Genomic DNA, 18411 nt, shown 5'->3' with positions numbered 1-18411 from the left:
TGCCTCCTTGACCTGACCCGTGAAGACGGCCCGGATTCCTCAATGAAATCCGGGCCGTCATTTTTCAATGGTGCATTGTCAACACGCTTTTGGTGGTGTAAAAATCATTGCGCGGCACCCGGTATGGGCGTCTGCTCGACATGCTCGCAACGTCTGCCCCTGTGCCGGAGGATGTATGAAACGATTTTCCCTTGTCCTTGTCTCCCTGGCGATGCTCCTGGCCCTGGGCTGCTCGTCCGATCCGGCTGGCGACCAGCCCGAGGCAGGCGCCCAGTCGCAGCGGCGCTATCTCGCCTTTGGCGGCGGTCCCACCGGGGGCACCTTCAACTTTTTTGCCAACAAGATGGCCGGGATCATCTCGGCCAGCCACCCTCGGCTCGAAGTGTCGGCCAGGGGCGCGGGCGGTTCGGCCGAGAATCTGCGCAGCCTGGACGCGGACGTGATCGATCTCGGCATCGTCTACTCCGGCGACGCCTTCCTGGGCCGGACAGGCCAGCTGCCGGGCGACCCGGCCCTTCATGAGAATGTCCGGGCCCTCTCCTTCCTCTACGGCGCGCCCGCCCAGCTCGTGGTCCGGGCCGACTCGGGCATCGCCTCGGCCAGGGATCTGGCGGGCAAGGCGGTGGCCGTGGGCAATCCGGGGTCGGGCGCGGCCCTGTCGGCCGAGCGCTTCTTCGGCCACCTGGGCCTGTGGGACTCGCTCAATGTCCGCAAGATCGGCTATGCCCAGGCCGCATCCGAGTTCGCCAGCGGCACCATCGACGCCTTCTGGGTGCTGGTGGGCTACCCCAACACCGCCATCATCGAGGCGGCCAGTCTGGTCCCCCTGAGACTGCTCGATCTGCATGCCGAGGCTGTGGAGTCCGGCTTTTACGAGGCGTATCCGTTCTATGGCCAGGTCGTGGTGCCTGCCGAAACCTACGAGGGCCAGAACCGGGACGTGACCACCTTTCAGGATGCCTCCCTCTGGTGCGCCAGCGCGGCCCTGGACGCGCAGACCGTCTACGACTGCCTCAAGGCCGTGTATTCGCCCCAGGGGCTGGCCGAAATCCGCGCCGCCCACAGCGCGGCCCGGGACATGGGCGTGGAGAGCGGCCTTGACGGCGTGTCCATCCCCCTGCATCCGGGCGCGGCCCGCTTCTGGGAGGAACAGGGTCTGGCCATCCCGGAGCGCATCCGGCCGTAGTAGCGACGGACAGTCCCGCCTCGCGCGGCATTATGCCGTTGCCTGACGCGCCGATGTTCTCTATGGTCATGGGCAGCAACAACACGCAGGAGACGATCATGAAACGATTTGCCGCCGTCCTGGCCGTGCTGCTTCTGGCCCTGATTCCGGCCGGGTGCAAGCAGGCCGCCCTGGATGTCCTCAATATGGGCGGCCCCAAGTATGTGGGCGGCTACATGAGCGACAACGACGTCCGCCATCTGGCCCACGCCCTGGACACCGCCCCGGCCCGCACCCCGGTCAAGTGGGAGAACCTCGACACCGGCTACCAGTTCTCCTTGATGGTTTTCGACTCGGACGAGGCGGCGGGCATTACCACCCGCTCGGTCTCGGTCCTGGCCATCGAGCCATCGGGCGATGCCGAGGTCCTGGACCTGATCTGCACCTCGGAATCGGCCCGCAAGTGGCGCATCGTGGCCAAGGCCCCGGCGTCCTTCGTGGGTCGCGCCGCACGCATGGAGCTTGAGCCCGGTCAGGTTCCGGCCGGGGTCCGCACTTCCGACGACGAGTTCCGGGGATTCGTTGTCGCCCAGTAATCCCCGGGGAGCCAACATGGACAAACATCTCGAAACCGCCATCCGCACCCTGGCCGAGGGATACGGCGTGAACCCGGACGCCCTGCTGGCCGGGTTCGCCTCGGTGGACATGCCGCCCGAGCTGGCGCGCACCGTGGCCGCCGTGCTCGACGGCATTGATGGATTTCCCGAGCCCGGCGAACCCGGAACCGCAGACGACTGATCGCCCAGGCGGGGAAAACAGAACAGGCCGGGACGCGCACACGTCCCGGCCTGTTCTGTTTCGTGAATCCGGCAGTCTATCGCGGCTCGATGATCTCGATGCCGCCCATGTAGGGCTTGAGGGCGTCGGGAATGGCGATGGAGCCGTCGGCCTGCTGGAAGTTCTCCATGACCGCCACCAGACAGCGGCCCACGGCCAGCCCGGAGCCGTTGAGGGTATGGACGTACCGGGGCTTTTTCTCGCCCGGGGAGCGGAAGCGGATGTCTGCCCGGCGGGCCTGGAAATCGCCGCAGTTGGAGCAGGAGGAAATCTCGCGGTACTGGTTTTGGCCGGGCAGCCAGACCTCGATGTCGTAGGTCTTGGTGGCGCCAAAGCCCATGTCGCCGGTACACAGCGCGATGACCCGGTAGGGGATGCCGAGCAGTTGCAGTATCTTTTCCGCCGCCGCGGTCATGGTCTCCAGGGCCTCGTAGGAGCGCTCGGGATGGGCGAAGTTGACCATCTCCACCTTGTGGAACTGGTGCAGCCGGATGAGCCCCTTGGTGTCCTTGCCGTAGGAGCCCGCCTCGGAGCGGAAGCAGGGGGTCAGGGCGCAGAACCGGACGGGCAGGTCCGCCTCGTCCATGAACTCGCCCGCGAAGATGTTGGTCAGCGGCACCTCGGCCGTGGGGATCAGGAAATAGTCGGTCCCCTCGAGGCGGAACAGGTCCTCCTCGAACTTGGGCAGCTGGCCTGTGCCGGTCATGGTCTTGCGGTTGACGATGTAGGGGGGGATGACTTCGGTGTAGCCGTGCTGCGAGGTCTGGACATCAAGCATGAACTGGGCCAGGGCGCGCTCCAGCCGGGCGCACCAGCCAAAGCTCAGGGAAAAGCGGGAACCGGCCAGCTTGGCCGCGCGCTCGAAGTCCAGCCCGCCAAGGGCAACGCCCAGCTCCCAGTGCTCCTTTGGCGCAAAGTCCATGACCGGCTTCTCGCCCCAGTGGCGCAGCACCGGGTTGTCCGCCTCGCTCGCGCCCACGGGCACGGACTCGTGCGGCATGTTGGGCACGGACAGGAGCCAGTCGCGCTCGGCCGCCTCCACCTCGGTCAGCTCGGCGTCAAGGGCCTTGACCCGCTCGGATATCTCGCCCATGCGGGCGAGCAGGGCGGCGGCGTCCTCGCCCGCCTTCTTGCGACGGGCGATCTCGGGCCCGGCGGCGTTGCGCTCGGCCTTGAGGGCCTCGCCCTCGGCGATGAGCGCCTTGCGCCGTTCGTCAAGGGTGAGGAACTCGCCCACGTCCACGCCGGAACCCCGTTTGGCCAGGCTCTCCCGGACCAGATCAGGGCTCTTCTGCATCAATTTCAGATCAAGCATCTCATGTCTCCTCGGTACGATTCGCCCCTCGTAGTACAGCAAGTCTGGCCGGATTTGAAGCCCCATCTGCGAGGGGCCCCTCCCGCCGGGCGCCTGCGCCCCGCGCCCTTGACTTTGCCGCACCGGTGCCCATATCCTTCGGAAAACAAACACCAACCCACAAGGTGGACCATGAGCACATACACAGTCCATCCCATCGTCATGGGAACCAAGGTCTTCGACAAGGGCATGATGACCTACCAGCACGGCTACGGCACGCCCTACACCATCCCCATCTACACGTGGTACATCGAGGGCGGGGACAAGAAAATTCTGGTGGACACCGGCGAGATGAAGCCCATCGTCTCCGACGAGCGGGAAAAGGCCATCGGCGGCAAGATATACACCTTTGAGGAGGGGCTGGCCAAGTACGGTCTTGCGCCCGAGGACATCGACATCATCATCCACACCCACCTGCACAACGACCACTGCGAGAACGACTACAAGTGCGTCAACGCGCGAATCTACGTGCATGAGAAGGAACTGGAACACATCCACGACCCGCACCCGCTGGATTTCCGCTACCTTGAGGACTACATCGAGGACGTGGAAGAAAACGGCCAGCTGGTGGTGGTGGACGGCGACACCGAGGTGGTGCCCGGCATCACCATGATCCACACCCCGGCCCACACTGCCGGCGGCATGTCCGTGAAGGTGGAGACCGACAAGGGCAGCGTGCTCATCTGCGGCTTCTGCACCATCCTCGAGAACCTCAATCCGCCCATGGAGGTCAGAGCCATGGAGATGGAAGTCATCCCGCCCGGCACCCACACCGATGCCCAGGCCGCCTACGACATCCTGCTTCGGGCCAAGGACATGGCCGATTTCGTTCTGCCCCTGCACGAGCCCAAATGGGCGTCCATGGAGACCGTGCCCGAATAGCACGGCGATTCGCGAACCTGTTTGATCCCCCGTGCTCCCGGCGCGGGGGATTTTTCGTGCCCGGTCCGGTCGCGTCGTTTCCCTTGCCACTGGCGGCCAAGCGGGCGTAATCTGCCGCCCATGTCCCCCATCCTGCTCGCCGTGGCCCCCATCTTCGGGCTGATTCTCATCGGGTTCGCGCTGCGGCGTGTGGAGTTCCCCGGGCCGGGATTCTGGCCCGTGTCCGAGCGGCTGACCTATTACGTGCTCTTCCCGGCCCTGCTGGTGGGCGGGCTTTCGGGGCGCGACTTCGACCAGTCGGCCGTGGGGCTGGCGGCCACGCTCTTTGCCTCGGTCTGTCTGGCGGCGGGCGGGTTGCTGGCCGTGCGGCGCTGGCTGCCCGTGTCCGGCCCGGCCTTCACCTCGGTCTTTCAGGGGGCCATCCGGCCCAACACCTATGTGGGCATGTCCGCTGCGGCCGCGCTGCTCGGCCCGGACTGGATGACCCTTTCGGCCGTGGCCCTGCTCACCCTGGTGCCGCTGGTCAACGTGCTCTGCGTGCTGGTGCTGGCGCGCCATGGCGTTAACGGCGGCGGCGCACGGCGCACTGCCCTGGAGCTGGCCAAGAATCCCCTTATCCTGGCCTGCGTGGCCGGATTCGCCCTCAATGGCCTGGACATCGCCCTGCCCGTGGTGGTGGACGACCTGCTCTCCATCATGGGCAAGGCAGCCCTGCCCATGGGCTTGCTGGCCGTGGGCGCGGGCCTGCGCGGCGAGGGGCTGCGCGACTCGGTCCTGCCCGTTGCCACGGCCTCGACACTCCACCTGATCCTGCTGCCCCTGGTCGCCTTTGGCTGCGCCGAGGCCCTGGGGCTGGACGCGGTGTCGCGCCAGGCCGCCCTCATATACACGGCCGTGCCAGTCTCGGTCTCAGCCTTCATCCTGGCCCGGCAGATGGGCGGCGACCACCGGCTCATGGCCCTGATCATCACGTTCCAGACCCTGGTCTCGGCCCTGACCCTCCCCCTGGTCCTGGCCCTGCTCGGCTAGGCGGCTGTTGAAAAACGGCAGCAGATCACCAGTATTCAGCGACCTCACTTGCAGGCCGCTCAATAAGTCGGAACAGGCAGGCCGCTCAAAAACGGTGAGCTGCTAGGCGCGAAAAAAGGTCAAGACCGAAGCGTACTCCCGGTACGCGAGGGTTTGACCTTTTTGAAGCAACGACGCAGATCGCCGTTTTTCAGCGGCCTGCTAGACGACGCGGTGGACGGGGTCGGTCACCCAATAGACCACGTCGAAGCGCTCATCCATGGCGGCCTTGACCCGCTTGAAGTCGGGCTTTTCCATGTCGCGCATGCGGATGTAGACGTGCTTGAAGCCCTCTGTCTCGGGCACGTTGTGGGTCATGACCGACATGATGCGCGCCCCGTTGTCCTTGAGAAAGTCGAGAATCGGGGCGAGGCTGCCGGGCGCGGTGGATATCTGCAGGCAGACCTGGACGCCGCCCTCGTACACGCCGGAAATCTCCACAAGGACCTTGAAGATGTCGGTGTCGGTGATGATGCCCACCACCTTGTTGTCCTCGTCCACCACGGGCAGGCCGCCGAAATTGCCCTCGAGCATGAGCACGGCGGCTTTTTCCACGGTCTCGTCGTGGCGGATGGTGGTGACCTTCCTGGTCATGATGTCCTTGATCTTGACCTCGGAGAGCAGATAGTACAGCTCGTGCATGTCGAGCGTGGTGGCCTTGGAGGGCGAGGCGTCCTTGACGTCGCGGTCGGAGACGATGCCCACGATCCGGCCGTTTTCGTCAACCACGGGCAGCCTGCTGATGGAGTTGTCCTTCATCAGTTTCGACGCCTTCATCATGGACCTGTCGGGCGTGATGGTGATCACGTTCTCGGTCATCCAGTTCTTCACCAGCATGTGTAATCCTCCTGTGTAGTCCGGCTTGACGAGGCGCGCCTGTCCCGCTCGGGGTTCCGCCGTGGTCCTGTTCGACGGGGCCGGTCGGCGGCGCCCGGCCCGCGCCCGGAAAGGGTGTCTGCGGGCTGTGTTTGCTATAGCCGCAATGGGCGGTTTTGGCTAGTGCCCTCATGCTGGCTGGGCCGTTTGTTCTGAACCGTGGGCAAAAGGGTGCGGCTTGTGTTTTTGCCGCCGGACCAGTAGTCACGGTATATGGCATGATCCGCAATTGGAAAATGCGTGAAACTCCGGGGGGAGTCCATGGACAAGGCGTTGCGTGCAGTGGTCTTCATCGTGTTGCTGGTCGCCCTTGCGGGCTGTGGCGGTGCCGACGAGTCGGGCGCGGTGCGGGGCGACGCCCCGGGCGTGTCGGCCGACGAGATACGGCTGGGCTCGTCCCTGGCCCTGACGGGTCACGCGGGCTATCTGGGAACCCAGACCCTGCGCGGGGCCGATGCCTACATCCGCCACGTCAACGACAACGGGGGGGTCCACGGCCGCAAGATACGCATCATCGCCTACGACGATTCCTACGACCCGCCCCGCTGCCTGATGAACACGCAGCAACTCATCATCTCGGGCGATGTCTTTGCCCTGTTCTGCTACGTGGGCACGCCGACCACCATCAAGGTGCTGCCCCTGGTGGAGGAGGCGGCCATCCCCCTGGTGGGCATGTTCACCGGGGCCAATGCCCTGCGCCAGCCCTTCAATCCCTATCTGGTCAACATCCGCGCCTCCTACTATCAGGAGACCGAGGCGGCGGTGCGCCATCTGGTGGAGGACCTGGGCATCGACCGCATCGCGGTCTTCTACCAGTACGACGCCTACGGTTTTGACGGGCTCATCGGCACGGAACTGGCCCTCAAGGGATACGACCTGGAGCCGGTGGCCCGGGGCTCCTACATCCGGGGTACCCTGAACGTGTCCGAAGGCATGGAGAAGATCCGCCATTCCGGGGCCGAGGCCGTGGTCATGGTCGGTACCTACGATGCCTGCGCCCGGTTCATCTCCGTGGCCCTTGAGGCCGGGTTCGACCCCATCTTCTACAACGTCTCCTTCGTGGGTGCCGAGGAGCTGGCGCGCAGGCTGGGGCCCGAGGTGCAGTCCGAGGTGATCATGTCCCAGGTGGTGCCCCAGCCCGTGGCCGGGCCGGACGGAGCCGAAGACGTGGCCTCGCAGTATGTGCGGCTGCTGGCCCGCTACTTTCCCGACGACACGCCGAGCTTCGTGGGGCTTGAGGGGTTCCTCAACGCGCGGATCATGGTCGAGGGGCTCCAGCGGGCCGGGCGCGACCTGACCCGCGACGGGCTCATCGCGGCCATCGAGTCCCTGCGCAACTACGAGCTGGGGCCGGGCCTGTCCATCACCTACGGCCCGGGCGATCGGCAGGGGCTTGAGAAGGTCTACTTCACCCGGCTTGAGCGCGGCCGGTTCGTGCCTTTGCTCGACTGGAAGGGCCTGGGCAGGGGGGAGGGTGCGCAATGACCATCGGCAAACGGATCGCCCAGTATTTCTCCCGGTTGGGGCTTCGGGAGAAGATTCTCTTCTCCATGCTCATCGCCATCATGTTCATCAGCGTGGCCATCGCCTTTGTGGCCCGCTACATCCTGGTCAACTCCCTGACCCACGAGCTGGAGATGCGCGGCGAGGCCATCGCCTATTCCGTGGCCGAGCGCGGCGGCTCGCATATCCTGGACAACGACGTGCCCCAGCTGCTGGCCCTGATCTTTGACGAAACCCGGCTGCATCAGCGCAAGCACCTGGTCTCGTACATCTTCATCGAGAATCAGGCGGGCGAGGTCCTGGCCCACACCCTGACCCGGGCGCTGCCCGAGAACCTGTTGACCAACCGGCTTTCGCCCGGGGCGCAGGACTCCATCAAGCTCCTCGATCTCGACGGCGAGCCGGTCTACGATCTGGCCACAGCCATCAACGAGGGGCTGTACCGCATCGGCACGGTCCACGTGGGGCTGAACAAGAGCCACATCGACGCCCTGGTGGGCAAGCTGCGCGTGGCCTTTCTCGGCTTCATCTCGGGTGTCATCATCATCACCATCTTCCTCAGCTCCTGGTTGACGCGCTACATCACCCGGCCCGTGTCCGACCTGACCCGTCTCTCCGACGAGATCGGCCGGGGCAACTTTGACATCCCGCTCAAGCTCGGGCCGGACGAGGACTGGGACGCCTCCCGCTGCCCGGCCTTCAACAACACGGACCTGCCGTGCTGGCACTTTGACCAGGCGCGCGGCGCGGCCAGCCCGGGGGAGGAGTATCGCAAGTGCGCCAACTGCACCTTCTACCGCAAGCACGAGGGCGACGAAGTGGTCCAGCTGGCCGACTCCTTCAGGAACATGGTCTGGTCCATCAAGCTCTATCGCCGCCGCCTGCGCGAATCCGAGGAAAAATACCGCTCCCTGTTCGATTCCGGGCCGGACCCCATCTTTGTGGTGGATTGCGAGACCGGCGAGATTCGCGATGCCAACCCCCGGGCCGTGGAGCTTTACGGCTATTCGCGGGCGACCCTGCACGGCATGCGTTTTGTCGAGCTTGGGCCGGATCACAACGAGAAGTGCCTGACCTTCTTCGCCGAGGGCGGCAGCGGCTGCGTCTATTTCCCCAAGCAGATCCACTACAAGCAGGGCAACGAGCCGTTTTTCGTCAACATGCACGCCTGCCCCATCTCCTATCGCGGTCACCACGCCATCATCATCGCGGTGACCGACATCACCGAGATGATCGAGAAGGACGCCCAACTCATCCAGGCGAGCAAGATGAAATCCCTGGGCGAGATGAGCGCGGGCGTGGCCCACGAGATCAACCAGCCGCTCAACGCCATCAAGATGGGCAGCGACTTCCTCTACCTGATGGGCGAGGAGAACGCCGACGTGCCCAAGGAACACTTCATGGAGGTGGTGCGCGAGATATCGGCCCAGGTGGACCGCGCCGCAGAGATCATCAACACCCTGCGCTCCTTTGGCCGCAAGTCGGATTTCATGGAGGAGCGGGTGGATGTCAACCAGCCGGTGCGGGCCGTGCTCTCCATGCTCCGGCGCCAGTTCGAGCTGGACAACATCGCCTTCGATCTGGAGCTGGTCGAGGGATTGCCGCCGGTCATGGCCCATTCCAACCGGCTCCAGCAGGTGGTCTTCAACCTGGTGGCCAATGCCCGCGACGCCATCAACGACACCGCCACGCCCCACGACGATGTCTCGCGCAGGCGCATCACCATCCGCACCGGGGCCGAGGAGTTCATGGTGTTCATCGAGGTGGAGGACACCGGCTCGGGCATCGACGAGGAGGATCGCGAGAAAATCTTCGAGCCCTTCTTCACCACCAAGGAGGCGGGCCAGGGCATGGGGCTCGGGCTGGCCATCACCTACGGCATCGTCAAGGATTACGGCGGAGACATCCGCATCCGTGGCGAAAAGGGCAAGGGGGCCGTCTTTCGCATGCAGTTCCCCGCGGCCAAGGGCGTGAACAGACAATGAAGGAATCCACCGTGAAGGAAACCATACTGATCATCGACGACGAGCGGCCAACGCTGAAAATGTTCTCCCTGCTGCTGACGGCCATGGGCTATCATGTGCTGATGGCCGAAAACGGCCGGGAGGGGCTTGAACTGTTCAAGCAGGAAAGCCCCTCGCTGGTGCTGACCGACATCAAGATGCCGGTCATGGACGGCATAGAGGTGCTCAAGGAAATAAAGAAAATCAAACCAATGGCCGAGGTAGTGGTCATCACCGGCCACGGAGACATGGACCTGGCCATCCAGGCCCTGAACCTCGACGCCACGGATTTCATCAACAAGCCCCTTCGCCGCGAGGCGCTGGAACTGGCCCTGTCCCGCGCAGGCGAGCGCCTGGCCATTGCCAAGAGCGAGGTGGAGCAGGTCGGGCTTCAGGTGCAGGGGGATGCGGTGGTCATCCGCGTGCGCGGCAACATCACCGGCAATACCGTGCCCCATCTGGCCGAGCGGCTGGCCGAGGCCAGGAAAATTGGCAAGGGGCTGATTCTCATGAACTTCGACGAGAACTCGTCTATCAACGGCGCTGGCATATCCGGCCTGACCGACCTGTTGCGCCAGTGCCGCGAGGCCGGGGTGCGCGTGGTCATGGCCGGGCTTTCGGACAACTTCCGCGCAGTCTTCGAGTCCGTGGGCATCACCCGGCTGGCCGATCTCTACCGTTCCGAGGCCTCGGCCCTGGACGCGCTAGGCAGCCGCAATACTTAGCTGACCGTGGCTGAGGCGCAACGCAGTGATCCGGCGGCCACATGTCGTGGCCGCCGGATCACTGCGTTGGGCGATGGCGCATTGCCATGCCGGGTGTCTGTCAGTCGAGCTTTTCCACTTCCCGGACCAGCAGGACTAGGTCGGGCCGGGTGTTGATGTCGTGGACATCGATGAAGCGCAGCACGCCCTGCTTGTCGATGACGAACAGGGCGCGCTCGGCCTCGCCGGAGGAGCGCAGGATGCCGTACTCGTCAGCCACCGCGCCGTGGGGCCAGAAGTCCGAGAGGACCGGAAACTTGAGCCCGCCCATGGCTTGGACCCAGGCGTGCTGGCTCGGGGTGTTGTCCACGGTGATTCCCAGGAGCACGGTGTCGTGTTGATCAAGGAGGTCCGTGATCAGGTTGTAGCCCGGCCACTGGTCCGAGCAGACAGGGGTCCAGGCCGCAGGCACGAAGGAGAGAACCACGTTTTTCCTGCCGCGAAAGTCGCGCAAACGCACGGGGTTGCCCGCGAGGTCGGGCAAGGTGAAGTCCGGGGCCATCTCGCCCACGGCCACCCGGAGCACGCTGTCCACTGGCTTGGCCGGGCCATGTCCATGGTCGCCCAGGGCCGTGCCGTGCAGGGTCAGGATCAGGATCAGGGAGGCCAGGGCCACCCCGGGAATCCGGTCGGCAAAATGCATGGTTGTGCTCCCTATCTGGTCTTGGCCAGGGACATGATAGTCTCGAAGATGTCTTTGGCAAGCGCCCCTTCGGCCTCGTAGAGCAGCTCCGGTGCCGGGCCGCTGGTGCTGACGATGTAGTAGGTGGGGGCAACCGGCTCTCCCAGCGCCTTGTGGATCACGTAATCCTCGTCCTTGAACAGGGGGAAGGGGACGTTGAACTTGTTCTGGTAGAACGTGGTCTCGAACTCCGTGTTGCCAAGCCCGAGGCCGATGAAGCGGATTCTTCCCTCCGGGTCGGCCTCGGCAATGCGTTGGAACAGTTCGTTGAGGGCCGGGGCGTCCTGCTGGCAGATGGGGCAGTACATGCTGTAGCCCTCGATGAACAGGATGTCGGCCTTGATCTCGGAGAGCCTGAAGGGGTTGGCGTCCACACCGAGATAGATCTTCTGGGCGTCCGTCACCGGGCCGGAGATCGTCAGATCAGGGAAGGCCCTGAGGGGCTGGGCTGCGGCTGCGGTGACCATGATCAGCAGGGCGGTGGCCGCGAGCAGGAAAATTCGCATTGTCATCCGGTCCTCATGTCCTGTTGCGGTTTGGGGGCCTGACGCGTTTTGCCGCGTGCTTGCAGGCCCGCGCGCACATTCAGCGCGTGTGCGCAGTGTCTCCATGAATATAATGGGCCCCGGCACAATAGCAATGGCCGGGGCCCTTGACTCTCCGGGCCATCGCCGCCAGGTCCGAAGCAGCGGGCATGCGGAGGTGTTCTATCCGAGTATGTTGTCCCCGGCGCGGGCCTGCCCGCGCCGGGGGTTTGACTGTTAGCTGTTCATGCGCTTCAGCGGCGAGGCCAGCTTGGCCAGGAACTGCTTCCTGGAGAGCGGTCCGCGCTGGATGGACGAAGCGTCCGCCTCAAGGTATTCGTGGTAGCTGGTCGGGCTGGTCTGCACCAGGTAGATGACCCGGACCGTGTACTCGTCCACCAGTTCGGCGTCGGGATACCGCTTCTGGGCCGCTTCGAGGTTCTTTTCGGCCAGTTCGAGCATGTCCTCGCGCTCGCCGAAGTTCATGGCCCCGGTGGGGCAGGTCAGCACGCAGGCGGGCAGCATGCCCATCTTCACGCGGTCGTTGCACATGTCGCACTTGACCACCATCCCGGTCTCTTTGTTGATGCGCGGGATGTCATAGGGGCAGTTGGCGGCAAAGGATTCCTTGTTGGGCTCCTTGGCCGTGAGGCTGGTGTAGATGACGGCTCCGGTCTCCTGGTCGTGGACGATGGAGCCGGGCACGGTCATGGCGTCGATGCACGGCGGCTCGACGCAGTGGCGGCACTGCTCGGGATAGAACAGCCACTGAAGCTTGCCGTTGGTCTCCACTTCGCTGAAGCGGACCAGTTTGAGGGTGACGCCGGAGAGGTCCTTGGGGTTCTGGCGGGAGCCCCAGTTCACGGTCTTTTCGGCGGGGAGTTTCTTCCACTGCTTGCAGGCAACCTGGCAACCCCGGCAGGCCGTACACTTGGTCAGGTCGATGAAGAAGGTCTTACTCATTTCATTCCTCCTTTACGCCTTGCGGACGTTGACCATGAAGGCCTTGGTTTCGGGGATGCCGGTGTTGGGATCGCCCACGGACGGGGTCAGGATGTTGGCGGAATCGCCGCCGTCCTTGGGCCATGTCCAGCCGTAGTGCCAGGGCAGGCCCACCTGATGGATGACCGTTCCCTGGACATCAAAGGGCTTGAACCGCTTGGTGACCATGGCCTTGGCCCAGACTGAGCCGCGCACGCTCTCGACGATGACCTTTTCGCCGTTGGTGATGCCCCGCAGCGCGGCCAGTTCTTCGCTCATTTCCACGAACATCTGGGGCTCCATTTCCACCAGCCATTCCTGGTTGCGGGTCATGAGGCCGGTCTGCCAGTGTTCGGTGACGCGATAGGTGGTGCCCACGAAGGGGTACCTGGGATCGCACACGGCTTTGTCCTCGTCGGCGTAGGAGATGGCCGTGGGGTTGTGCAGGGTGGTGGAGAACGGGTGTGAGTTCACCGGGCACTCCAGCGGCTCGTAGTATTCCGGGAGCGGGCCGTCCGCACGGCCGGGGCCGTAGAGCTGGCCGAAGCCGAACCTGGTCATGATGAAGGGGTGCCGCTCGCCGGGGGCCCAGCCGCCGTCGGGCACATCGCCCACCCATTTCTTGGTTATCGCGTCCCACTGGATGAGGGGAAGCTCCGGGTTCCAGGGCTTGCCCGTCGGGTCCACGGAGGCGCGGTTGTAGAGGATGCGCCGGTTGACCGGCCAGCACCACGTGTAGTTGGGGAAGAGGCCGAGCTTTTCCTGCTCCGGGGTCTGGGCGAGGCTGCGCCGTGCGGCCATGTTGCCCTGCTCGGTGTAGGAGTTGCAGTACAGCCAGTTGCCCGAGCAGGTCGAGCCGTCGGCCTGGAGCATGGCGAAGCTGGGCACCTGGGTGCCCTTCTTGTAGACCGTGCCGCCGATCTCCACGTCGCGCGTGAAGTGGCCGTTGATCAGCTTGGCCGTCTTGTGCGGATCGAAGATGCCGTTGGTGGCCCAGCCCTCCAGGTTGAACCGCAGGATGGGCTCGGGGTAGACGCCGCCCTCCTTCTTGTACAGGGCCTGGATCTCGTGCATCAGCTCGTACATCAGGTCGCCATCGGGCTTGAAGCCGTGGGGCGCGTCAGGTCCTTGGTAGCGCCACTGCATCCAGCGGCCGGAGTTGCTGACCGAGCCTTCCTTTTCGATGGAAACGGAGCAGGGCAGGAAGAAGACCTCGGTCTTGATCTTAGAGGGGTCCATGCCCGGGCCTTCCCAGAACGAGCCGGTCTCGTTGGGGAAGATGTTGACGTTCACCAGCCAGTCGAGCCTGGTCAGGGCCTGACGGGTCTTGTGGGTGTTGGCGCCCGAACAGGCGGGGTTCATGCCCCAGGCGAACAGCCCCTTGAACTGGCCCTTGTCCATCTTGTCGAAGAGGTTCAGCCAGGAGTAGACCGACGCCGCAGCCGTATCGAGCTTGGGCAGGTAGTTGAAGGAAACCGCCGGGTCGTCGTCCATCCACATGGATTTGAGCAGCGACGCCGAATACTTCGGGAAGTTTTGCCACCAGTTGGCGGACATGGGGTCGTTGGAGACCGGGGTGAAGGCCTTGTTGTACTCCGCCAGGCTCTGGTGCGCCGCCAAGGGGGTGGCCAGGTAGCCGGGCAGGATGTGGTAGAGCAGGCCGTGGTCCGTGGACCCCTGGACGTTGGCCTCGCCGCGCAGGGCGTTGACGCCGCCGCCCGGGATGCCGATGTTGCCCAGCAGCAGCTGGATGATGGCCATGGCCCGGATGTTCTGCACACCCACGGTGTGCTGGGTCCAGCCCATGGCGTACATGATGGTTCCGGCCTTGTCCTTTTTGCCGGTGGCCGCGTAGGTTTCGTAGAACTTGACGATGTCCGCGCGGGTCATGCCGGAGATGGCCTCGACATTGTCCAGGGTGTAGCGCTCGTAGTGCTTCCTGAGCATCTGGTACACGCAGCGCGGGTCCTGAAGGGTCGGGTCCTTTTTGGGGTTGCCGTTCTCGTCCATGGCAAAGGCCCACTGGGACAGGTCATAGCTTCTGGTCTCGCGGTTGTATCCGGAGAAGATGCCGTTATCAAAGGCGTACTTGTCGCCGACGATGAACGAGGCGTTGGTGTACTCCAGGACGTATTCCTTGAATATCAGGTCGTTGTCCAGGATGTACTTGATCATGCCGCCAAGCACGGCGATGTCTGCACCGGACCGGATGGGGGCGTACATGTCCGCCTTGGCCGAGGTCCTGGTGAAGCGGGGGTCCACATGGATGACGGTGGCACCCTTTTCCTGGGCCTTGGTCACCCATTTGAAGGAGATGGGATGGTTTTCGGCAGCGTTGCTGCCCATTATGAGAATACAGTCACTGTTCTTCAGGTCGATCCAGTGATTGGTCATCGCGCCGCGTCCGAACGACTCTGCCAGAGCCGCAACAGTTGCGCTGTGTCAGATACGTGCCTGGTGCTCTACGTACACCAGGCCGAGGCTGCGGAGCATGGTCGAATAGGCCCAGCACTCCTCGTTGTCGAGGGCGGCCGAGCCAAGGGATGCGATGGTGTCGCACCGGTTGACCGCCTGTCCGCGTGAATTGAGATGGGTGAAGTTCTCGTCGCGCGCCTTCTTGACATTGTGGGCGATCTTTTCCAGCGCCCAGGCAAGGGAGACCTTCTTGAACTTGTTTGCGTAGGGGGCGCGGTAGAGGACCGAATCGGGCCTGCGGTCGTTTTCGGCCAGCTGCCAGATGGATGCGCCCTTGGCACACAGCGCGCCTTCGTTGATCGGGTGGTCCGGGTCGCCTTCGACGTTGACGGCGCGCTTGGTCTTCAGGGACGTGTTGACCACAAGCCCGCAGCCTACGGCGCAGTAGCAGCAGATGCTTGTGGTTTGCTTGCTCCACTTCGGGTCCATGGCCGCCGCCCTGTCGACCGCTTCGGCCTTGGGCGTACAGCCAAGCCCGAGGCCGCCGAAGGCCGTTGCCACGGCCGCCGTGGCGGAGAGCTTGAGGAAGTTCCTTCGATTGGTGTGCATGAGACCTCCTGATGTTGGGTGCGGGTCAGCGCCCGCGAATTTCGCGACACAGCGTCACGAGGAGCGTGTAGCCGCTTGGCCGCGCCACGGCAGAGGGCATGGGCGGCGTCTGCCGGTCCATGTCCATTCCGGGGCGGCGCAGGACCATGGCCCGGGCCGCAGAGCAGACCCCGGTCATGTCGAAACCCAGCCCGACAAAGGGCTGGAGCGCCGCCGCCCTGGCGGCCGCTGTCTGGTTGATTGAATCGCGCATGTGCGCACCTCTCCCTTTTGTAGCTGATATCTCTATAGGACGAGTTCGGAAAAAACCGCAAAGAAATCGGTCTTGCGTGTGGTGTTGCACAGTGGTTTTCCCACGTGCGCAGCGTAGGTGCCCGTATTTATGCGAATTCAATTATGCCACATTTGGCATAGCCTGTTTTCTTTACAAGGATTTCACACCAGCAGGGGGGCGAGCTTGCCGCGAGTCGGCATGCGTCGGCGCGGGGTTCAGTCCAGCGCGGGGACCAGGGCGCAGAGATAGGCGGCCAGCACCGCGGCGATGGGCTGCTCCCGGTTGTTGAAGCGGAACTCAAGCTCCTTGAGGTACAAGGGGAAGCGCTGGCAGGAGATGCCCCTGAACCGCCGGATGCGCTCCAGGGCAAAGGGCCAGAAGTCGTCGCCGCAGGCGTCGATGTGGGGCGGCTCGTCGTAGCGGCGGATGACCTCGTAGGGCAGGGAGTCGTTGCCGCAAAAGAGCAGGGCGTCGTATTCCTTGTAGCGGTCGGTGTAGACCAGGTTGCCGGTGCGGATGAGCTTGAGGTGGAAGTTCATGTGAAAGTGGAAGAGGGTCTCGGCCTGGAATCCCGGCACGAGGTCGATGAAGACCATGGCGTCGCGCCGCAGGATGCCATAGACCGGGATGGTGTCCATGCGCATGTCGCGCGGGCCGCCGGTGAGGCGGTTGCCCTTGATGTAGGAGTCGAGCCCGGTGGCCCGGCCCAGCACCTGGCGGGCGTCGATGGCGTGGGCCACGATGGCGAAGCGGATGGCGGTGAGGGCCTTGTACACGGTATTGTAGGAGAGGCCGAGCCGCTCCTTCATCTGGTGGACGCTGCACTCTTCCACGAACAGGGTGACAAGGCCCAGCCATTCCACGGCGGTCAGGGCGCCGTTGTTTATCCAGCGGCCTGAAAAGGGGTGGAAGGTGTACTTGCAGTCGGCGCAGCGCAGCCGCTCGCCCGAGAGGTCGTAGACCTTGCGATGGCCGCAGCGCGGACAGAAGGGGTCGCCCGTGGGCCAGGCCAGGTCGAGCAGATAGCTCCTGGCCCGGGCCTCGTCGCGCAGCATGGCAGAGAAGTCCCCGGTTGGCTGGTGCGTGTGCGCCACGGCCGGACGTCTGGGGCGCACATCACTTGACCGCACATCACTTGACCGCACATCACTTGACCGCGCATCACTTGACCGTGCATCACTTGACCGCGCATCACTTGACCGCGCATCGCTTGGCCGCGCACCGGGTCTGGTCCGCGCGGCCGGTCCTTGCTTGGTGCCGGGCATTGCGTAATCCATGGCCGCCTCCTGTCTCAGAATCCCCATGCGGACAGCGTGGCCCGCTTGTATCCCTGCCCCGCGGCAACGTAGTCCAGCGCCAGGGAGTCCAGGTCGTCGAGCACAGGCAGCGATACCCGGTCCAGCGCGCGGAAGTCGATGGTCTTGATGTAGGTCTTGCAGCTCTCGCAGACATCGACCCGGAAGCCGGGCTCCTCGTCCACGGTGAAGTAGGTCAGTTTTTTCTGGTCTTCCTCGCCGCAGACGGGACAGGCGATGCGCCGGATGCGGTAGTCGTGGCGACAGAAGGAACAGACCGCGTGGCGGAAGCCCGCCTTCTCCTTGAGGGACGAGATGAGCGGCAGGCTGCCGCAGATGGGACATTCGCCCGAAGGCGCGACCTTGGCCGACGGGAGCCGGGAGGCCAACTGCCCAGCCGCGGCCTCAAGGGATGGCCCCAGGGCGGCGGAGGCGAGAAAGGCCAGGGCCTTGGGTGCGCCAGGCGTGCGCTCGGTCCAGGAGGCGAAAAACGTCGCGTCGTCGCCCAGATAGCGGCGAAACAGTTCCTCGGGGGTCATCTCGCCGCTGTCCAGGGCCTTGCCCACGGTCCGGGCGGCCTGACCCAGCGGCCCCCCGGCCGCGTCGAGCAGCGCAACCAGCTTGCTCAGCAGTTTGGCGGCCTGGGCCGGGTCGTGGGGAAAACACTCGCGCGTGACCAGGGGCACCCCCTGGAGCAGGGCCTCGGCCGGAGGCTGTTCGGCATCGGGGGGCAGCGTCACCTCGGCCTCTGTCCGGGCTTCCAGCTGGAGATGCGCCACTGCGTCCAGCAGATCGATCAGTTCAGAGGAAATGTAGGACTTGCCCCTCAGTTGGGTCAGCTTCCGGTCCAGATTGCGCGTCGCTTTGGCCTTGTCGAATTGCATTGGCGTGTCCTCGCTGGATTATGCATGTTATGGAAAAAACCCTAGGGGCGCGCCACTTGGCTTGCCAATGGTTTGGCACTTGCTCACGATATGGCACAAAAAGTCTGCAATGTCTTTGATTCATGGAAGATAATAATCAAGAAACATGCCTTTTTGGGCATAGTCTTGTGGGGTTCGGCCACAAATTCAGCGGGTTCCGGGATGCGAAAAAAAGTGCGTTTTGAGTGAAAAAAGACAAAAAACACACGGCAGTGTCGAGAAAAAACCGCGCTGCGCTGCGTGTACCAAATACGAG

At 64.2% G+C, this 18411-nt stretch carries 18 protein-coding genes; 9 read left to right on the top strand and 9 right to left on the bottom strand.

The window, feature by feature from the left end:
* Positions 1–175: 175 nt before the first annotated feature.
* The 3 genes from QQS14_RS05220 to QQS14_RS05210 all read left to right on the top strand — a co-directional run bounded on the left by QQS14_RS05220 (position 176) and on the right by QQS14_RS05210 (position 1963).
* Positions 176–1186: a TAXI family TRAP transporter solute-binding subunit gene (locus QQS14_RS05220; protein ID WP_285905857.1), complete on the top strand. Its 1011-nt coding sequence runs from the start codon at positions 176–178 to the stop codon at positions 1184–1186.
* 98 nt (positions 1187–1284) lie between these two features.
* Complete coding sequence (locus QQS14_RS05215; RefSeq protein ID WP_285905855.1) at positions 1285–1761, top strand: hypothetical protein; 477 nt, start codon at positions 1285–1287, stop codon at positions 1759–1761.
* Positions 1762–1777: 16 nt separating this feature from the next.
* Positions 1778–1963 carry a hypothetical protein gene (locus tag QQS14_RS05210; protein WP_285905854.1) on the top strand — a complete coding sequence of 62 codons (186 nt, stop codon included), beginning with the start codon at positions 1778–1780 and terminating at the stop codon, positions 1961–1963.
* 76 nt (positions 1964–2039) lie between these two features.
* Here the strand turns inward: QQS14_RS05210 and serS are convergent, their stop codons facing one another.
* Complete coding sequence (serS, locus tag QQS14_RS05205; RefSeq protein WP_285905853.1) at positions 2040–3317, bottom strand: serine--tRNA ligase; 1278 nt, start codon at positions 3315–3317, stop codon at positions 2040–2042.
* A gap of 171 nt (positions 3318–3488) precedes the next feature.
* Between serS and QQS14_RS05200 the strand changes: the two genes are divergently transcribed.
* Together QQS14_RS05200 and QQS14_RS05195 are read left to right on the top strand one after the other, a co-directional pair.
* On the top strand, positions 3489–4238 hold the full coding sequence (locus tag QQS14_RS05200; RefSeq protein WP_285905852.1) for an N-acyl homoserine lactonase family protein: 750 nt from the start codon (positions 3489–3491) through the stop codon (positions 4236–4238).
* 120 nt (positions 4239–4358) lie between these two features.
* The gene (locus QQS14_RS05195) at positions 4359–5267 is read left to right on the top strand and encodes an AEC family transporter (protein ID WP_285905851.1); all 909 of its coding nucleotides are present in this window, start codon (positions 4359–4361) and stop codon (positions 5265–5267) included.
* Between the two features lie 201 nt (positions 5268–5468).
* On the opposite strand, the gene QQS14_RS05190 is transcribed toward QQS14_RS05195, so the two are convergent.
* A complete protein-coding gene (locus QQS14_RS05190; RefSeq protein WP_285905850.1) occupies positions 5469–6143 on the bottom strand; it encodes a CBS and ACT domain-containing protein in 675 nt (224 codons plus the stop codon).
* Positions 6144–6443: 300 nt separating this feature from the next.
* Between QQS14_RS05190 and QQS14_RS05185 the strand changes: the two genes are divergently transcribed.
* From QQS14_RS05185 to QQS14_RS05175, 3 genes are read left to right on the top strand one after another with little or no spacing between them, the layout of a single operon-like run.
* Positions 6444–7667, top strand: a complete 1224-nt coding sequence (locus QQS14_RS05185; protein ID WP_285905875.1) for an ABC transporter substrate-binding protein — start codon at positions 6444–6446, stop codon at positions 7665–7667.
* The gene (locus QQS14_RS05180) at positions 7664–9670 is read left to right on the top strand and encodes an ATP-binding protein (protein ID WP_285905849.1); all 2007 of its coding nucleotides are present in this window, start codon (positions 7664–7666) and stop codon (positions 9668–9670) included. Before QQS14_RS05185 ends, QQS14_RS05180 begins: the two co-directional genes overlap by 4 nt.
* The gene (locus tag QQS14_RS05175; protein ID WP_285905848.1) at positions 9667–10413 is read left to right on the top strand and encodes a response regulator; all 747 of its coding nucleotides are present in this window, start codon (positions 9667–9669) and stop codon (positions 10411–10413) included. Before QQS14_RS05180 ends, QQS14_RS05175 begins: the two co-directional genes overlap by 4 nt.
* Before the next feature lie 100 nt (positions 10414–10513).
* Here QQS14_RS05175 and QQS14_RS05170 read toward each other — a convergent pair whose 3' ends face one another.
* The 6 genes from QQS14_RS05170 to QQS14_RS05145 all read right to left on the bottom strand — a co-directional run bounded on the left by QQS14_RS05170 (position 10514) and on the right by QQS14_RS05145 (position 16992).
* On the bottom strand, positions 10514–11095 hold the full coding sequence (locus QQS14_RS05170) for a redoxin domain-containing protein (RefSeq protein WP_285905847.1): 582 nt from the start codon (positions 11093–11095) through the stop codon (positions 10514–10516).
* Positions 11096–11106: 11 nt separating this feature from the next.
* Positions 11107–11646 (bottom strand): peroxiredoxin family protein, encoded by a 540-nt coding sequence (locus tag QQS14_RS05165; RefSeq protein ID WP_285905846.1) that lies wholly within the window; start codon positions 11644–11646, stop codon positions 11107–11109.
* Positions 11647–11895: 249 nt separating this feature from the next.
* Positions 11896–12621: a 4Fe-4S dicluster domain-containing protein gene (locus QQS14_RS05160; RefSeq protein ID WP_285905845.1), complete on the bottom strand. Its 726-nt coding sequence runs from the start codon at positions 12619–12621 to the stop codon at positions 11896–11898.
* A gap of 12 nt (positions 12622–12633) precedes the next feature.
* A complete protein-coding gene (fdnG, locus tag QQS14_RS05155; protein ID WP_285905844.1) occupies positions 12634–15663 on the bottom strand; it encodes a formate dehydrogenase-N subunit alpha in 3030 nt (1009 codons plus the stop codon).
* A gap of 25 nt (positions 15664–15688) precedes the next feature.
* A complete protein-coding gene (locus QQS14_RS05150) occupies positions 15689–15916 on the bottom strand; it encodes a hypothetical protein (protein ID WP_285905843.1) in 228 nt (75 codons plus the stop codon).
* Positions 15917–16152: 236 nt separating this feature from the next.
* Positions 16153–16992, bottom strand: coding sequence for an IS1595 family transposase (locus tag QQS14_RS05145; RefSeq protein ID WP_285905874.1), 840 nt, complete (start codon positions 16990–16992; stop codon positions 16153–16155).
* Between QQS14_RS05145 and QQS14_RS16600 the strand changes: the two genes are divergently transcribed.
* Positions 16991–17209 (top strand): pentapeptide repeat-containing protein, encoded by a 219-nt coding sequence (locus tag QQS14_RS16600; RefSeq protein ID WP_425607914.1) that lies wholly within the window; start codon positions 16991–16993, stop codon positions 17207–17209. The genes QQS14_RS05145 and QQS14_RS16600 overlap by 2 nt on opposite strands.
* Before the next feature lie 19 nt (positions 17210–17228).
* Here QQS14_RS16600 and QQS14_RS05140 read toward each other — a convergent pair whose 3' ends face one another.
* The gene (locus tag QQS14_RS05140) at positions 17229–18116 is read right to left on the bottom strand and encodes a formate dehydrogenase accessory protein FdhE (protein ID WP_285905842.1); all 888 of its coding nucleotides are present in this window, start codon (positions 18114–18116) and stop codon (positions 17229–17231) included.
* Between the last annotated feature and the right edge of the window lie 295 nt (positions 18117–18411).

It is taken from the genome of Pseudodesulfovibrio pelocollis (genome assembly GCF_030282845.1).
GTDB classification, from domain to species: domain Bacteria; phylum Desulfobacterota; class Desulfovibrionia; order Desulfovibrionales; family Desulfovibrionaceae; genus Pseudodesulfovibrio; species Pseudodesulfovibrio pelocollis.
Note: the sequence above shows the minus strand (reverse complement) of the source record. Positions and strands in the feature narration are given on the sequence as shown.

Bases quoted from the DNA above. Each gene is read 5' to 3' on its own strand.
- QQS14_RS05220 (WP_285905857.1), top strand. From the start codon at position 176: ATGAAACGATTTTCCCTTGTCCTTGTCTCCCTGGCGATGCTCCTGGCC.
- QQS14_RS05215 (WP_285905855.1), top strand. From the start codon at position 1,285: ATGAAACGATTTGCCGCCGTCCTGGCCGTGCTGCTTCTGGCCCTGATT.
- QQS14_RS05210 (WP_285905854.1), top strand. From the start codon at position 1,778: ATGGACAAACATCTCGAAACCGCCATCCGCACCCTGGCCGAGGGATAC.
- serS (WP_285905853.1), bottom strand. From the start codon at position 3,317: ATGCTTGATCTGAAATTGATGCAGAAGAGCCCTGATCTGGTCCGGGAG.
- QQS14_RS05200 (WP_285905852.1), top strand. From the start codon at position 3,489: ATGAGCACATACACAGTCCATCCCATCGTCATGGGAACCAAGGTCTTC.
- QQS14_RS05195 (WP_285905851.1), top strand. From the start codon at position 4,359: ATGTCCCCCATCCTGCTCGCCGTGGCCCCCATCTTCGGGCTGATTCTC.
- QQS14_RS05190 (WP_285905850.1), bottom strand. From the start codon at position 6,143: ATGCTGGTGAAGAACTGGATGACCGAGAACGTGATCACCATCACGCCC.
- QQS14_RS05185 (WP_285905875.1), top strand. From the start codon at position 6,444: ATGGACAAGGCGTTGCGTGCAGTGGTCTTCATCGTGTTGCTGGTCGCC.
- QQS14_RS05180 (WP_285905849.1), top strand. From the start codon at position 7,664: ATGACCATCGGCAAACGGATCGCCCAGTATTTCTCCCGGTTGGGGCTT.
- QQS14_RS05175 (WP_285905848.1), top strand. From the start codon at position 9,667: ATGAAGGAATCCACCGTGAAGGAAACCATACTGATCATCGACGACGAG.
- QQS14_RS05170 (WP_285905847.1), bottom strand. From the start codon at position 11,095: ATGCATTTTGCCGACCGGATTCCCGGGGTGGCCCTGGCCTCCCTGATC.
- QQS14_RS05165 (WP_285905846.1), bottom strand. From the start codon at position 11,646: ATGACAATGCGAATTTTCCTGCTCGCGGCCACCGCCCTGCTGATCATG.
- QQS14_RS05160 (WP_285905845.1), bottom strand. From the start codon at position 12,621: ATGAGTAAGACCTTCTTCATCGACCTGACCAAGTGTACGGCCTGCCGG.
- QQS14_RS05150 (WP_285905843.1), bottom strand. From the start codon at position 15,916: ATGCGCGATTCAATCAACCAGACAGCGGCCGCCAGGGCGGCGGCGCTC.
- QQS14_RS16600 (WP_425607914.1), top strand. From the start codon at position 16,991: ATGGCAGAGAAGTCCCCGGTTGGCTGGTGCGTGTGCGCCACGGCCGGA.
- QQS14_RS05145 (WP_285905874.1), bottom strand. From the start codon at position 16,992: ATGCTGCGCGACGAGGCCCGGGCCAGGAGCTATCTGCTCGACCTGGCC.
- QQS14_RS05140 (WP_285905842.1), bottom strand. From the start codon at position 18,116: ATGCAATTCGACAAGGCCAAAGCGACGCGCAATCTGGACCGGAAGCTG.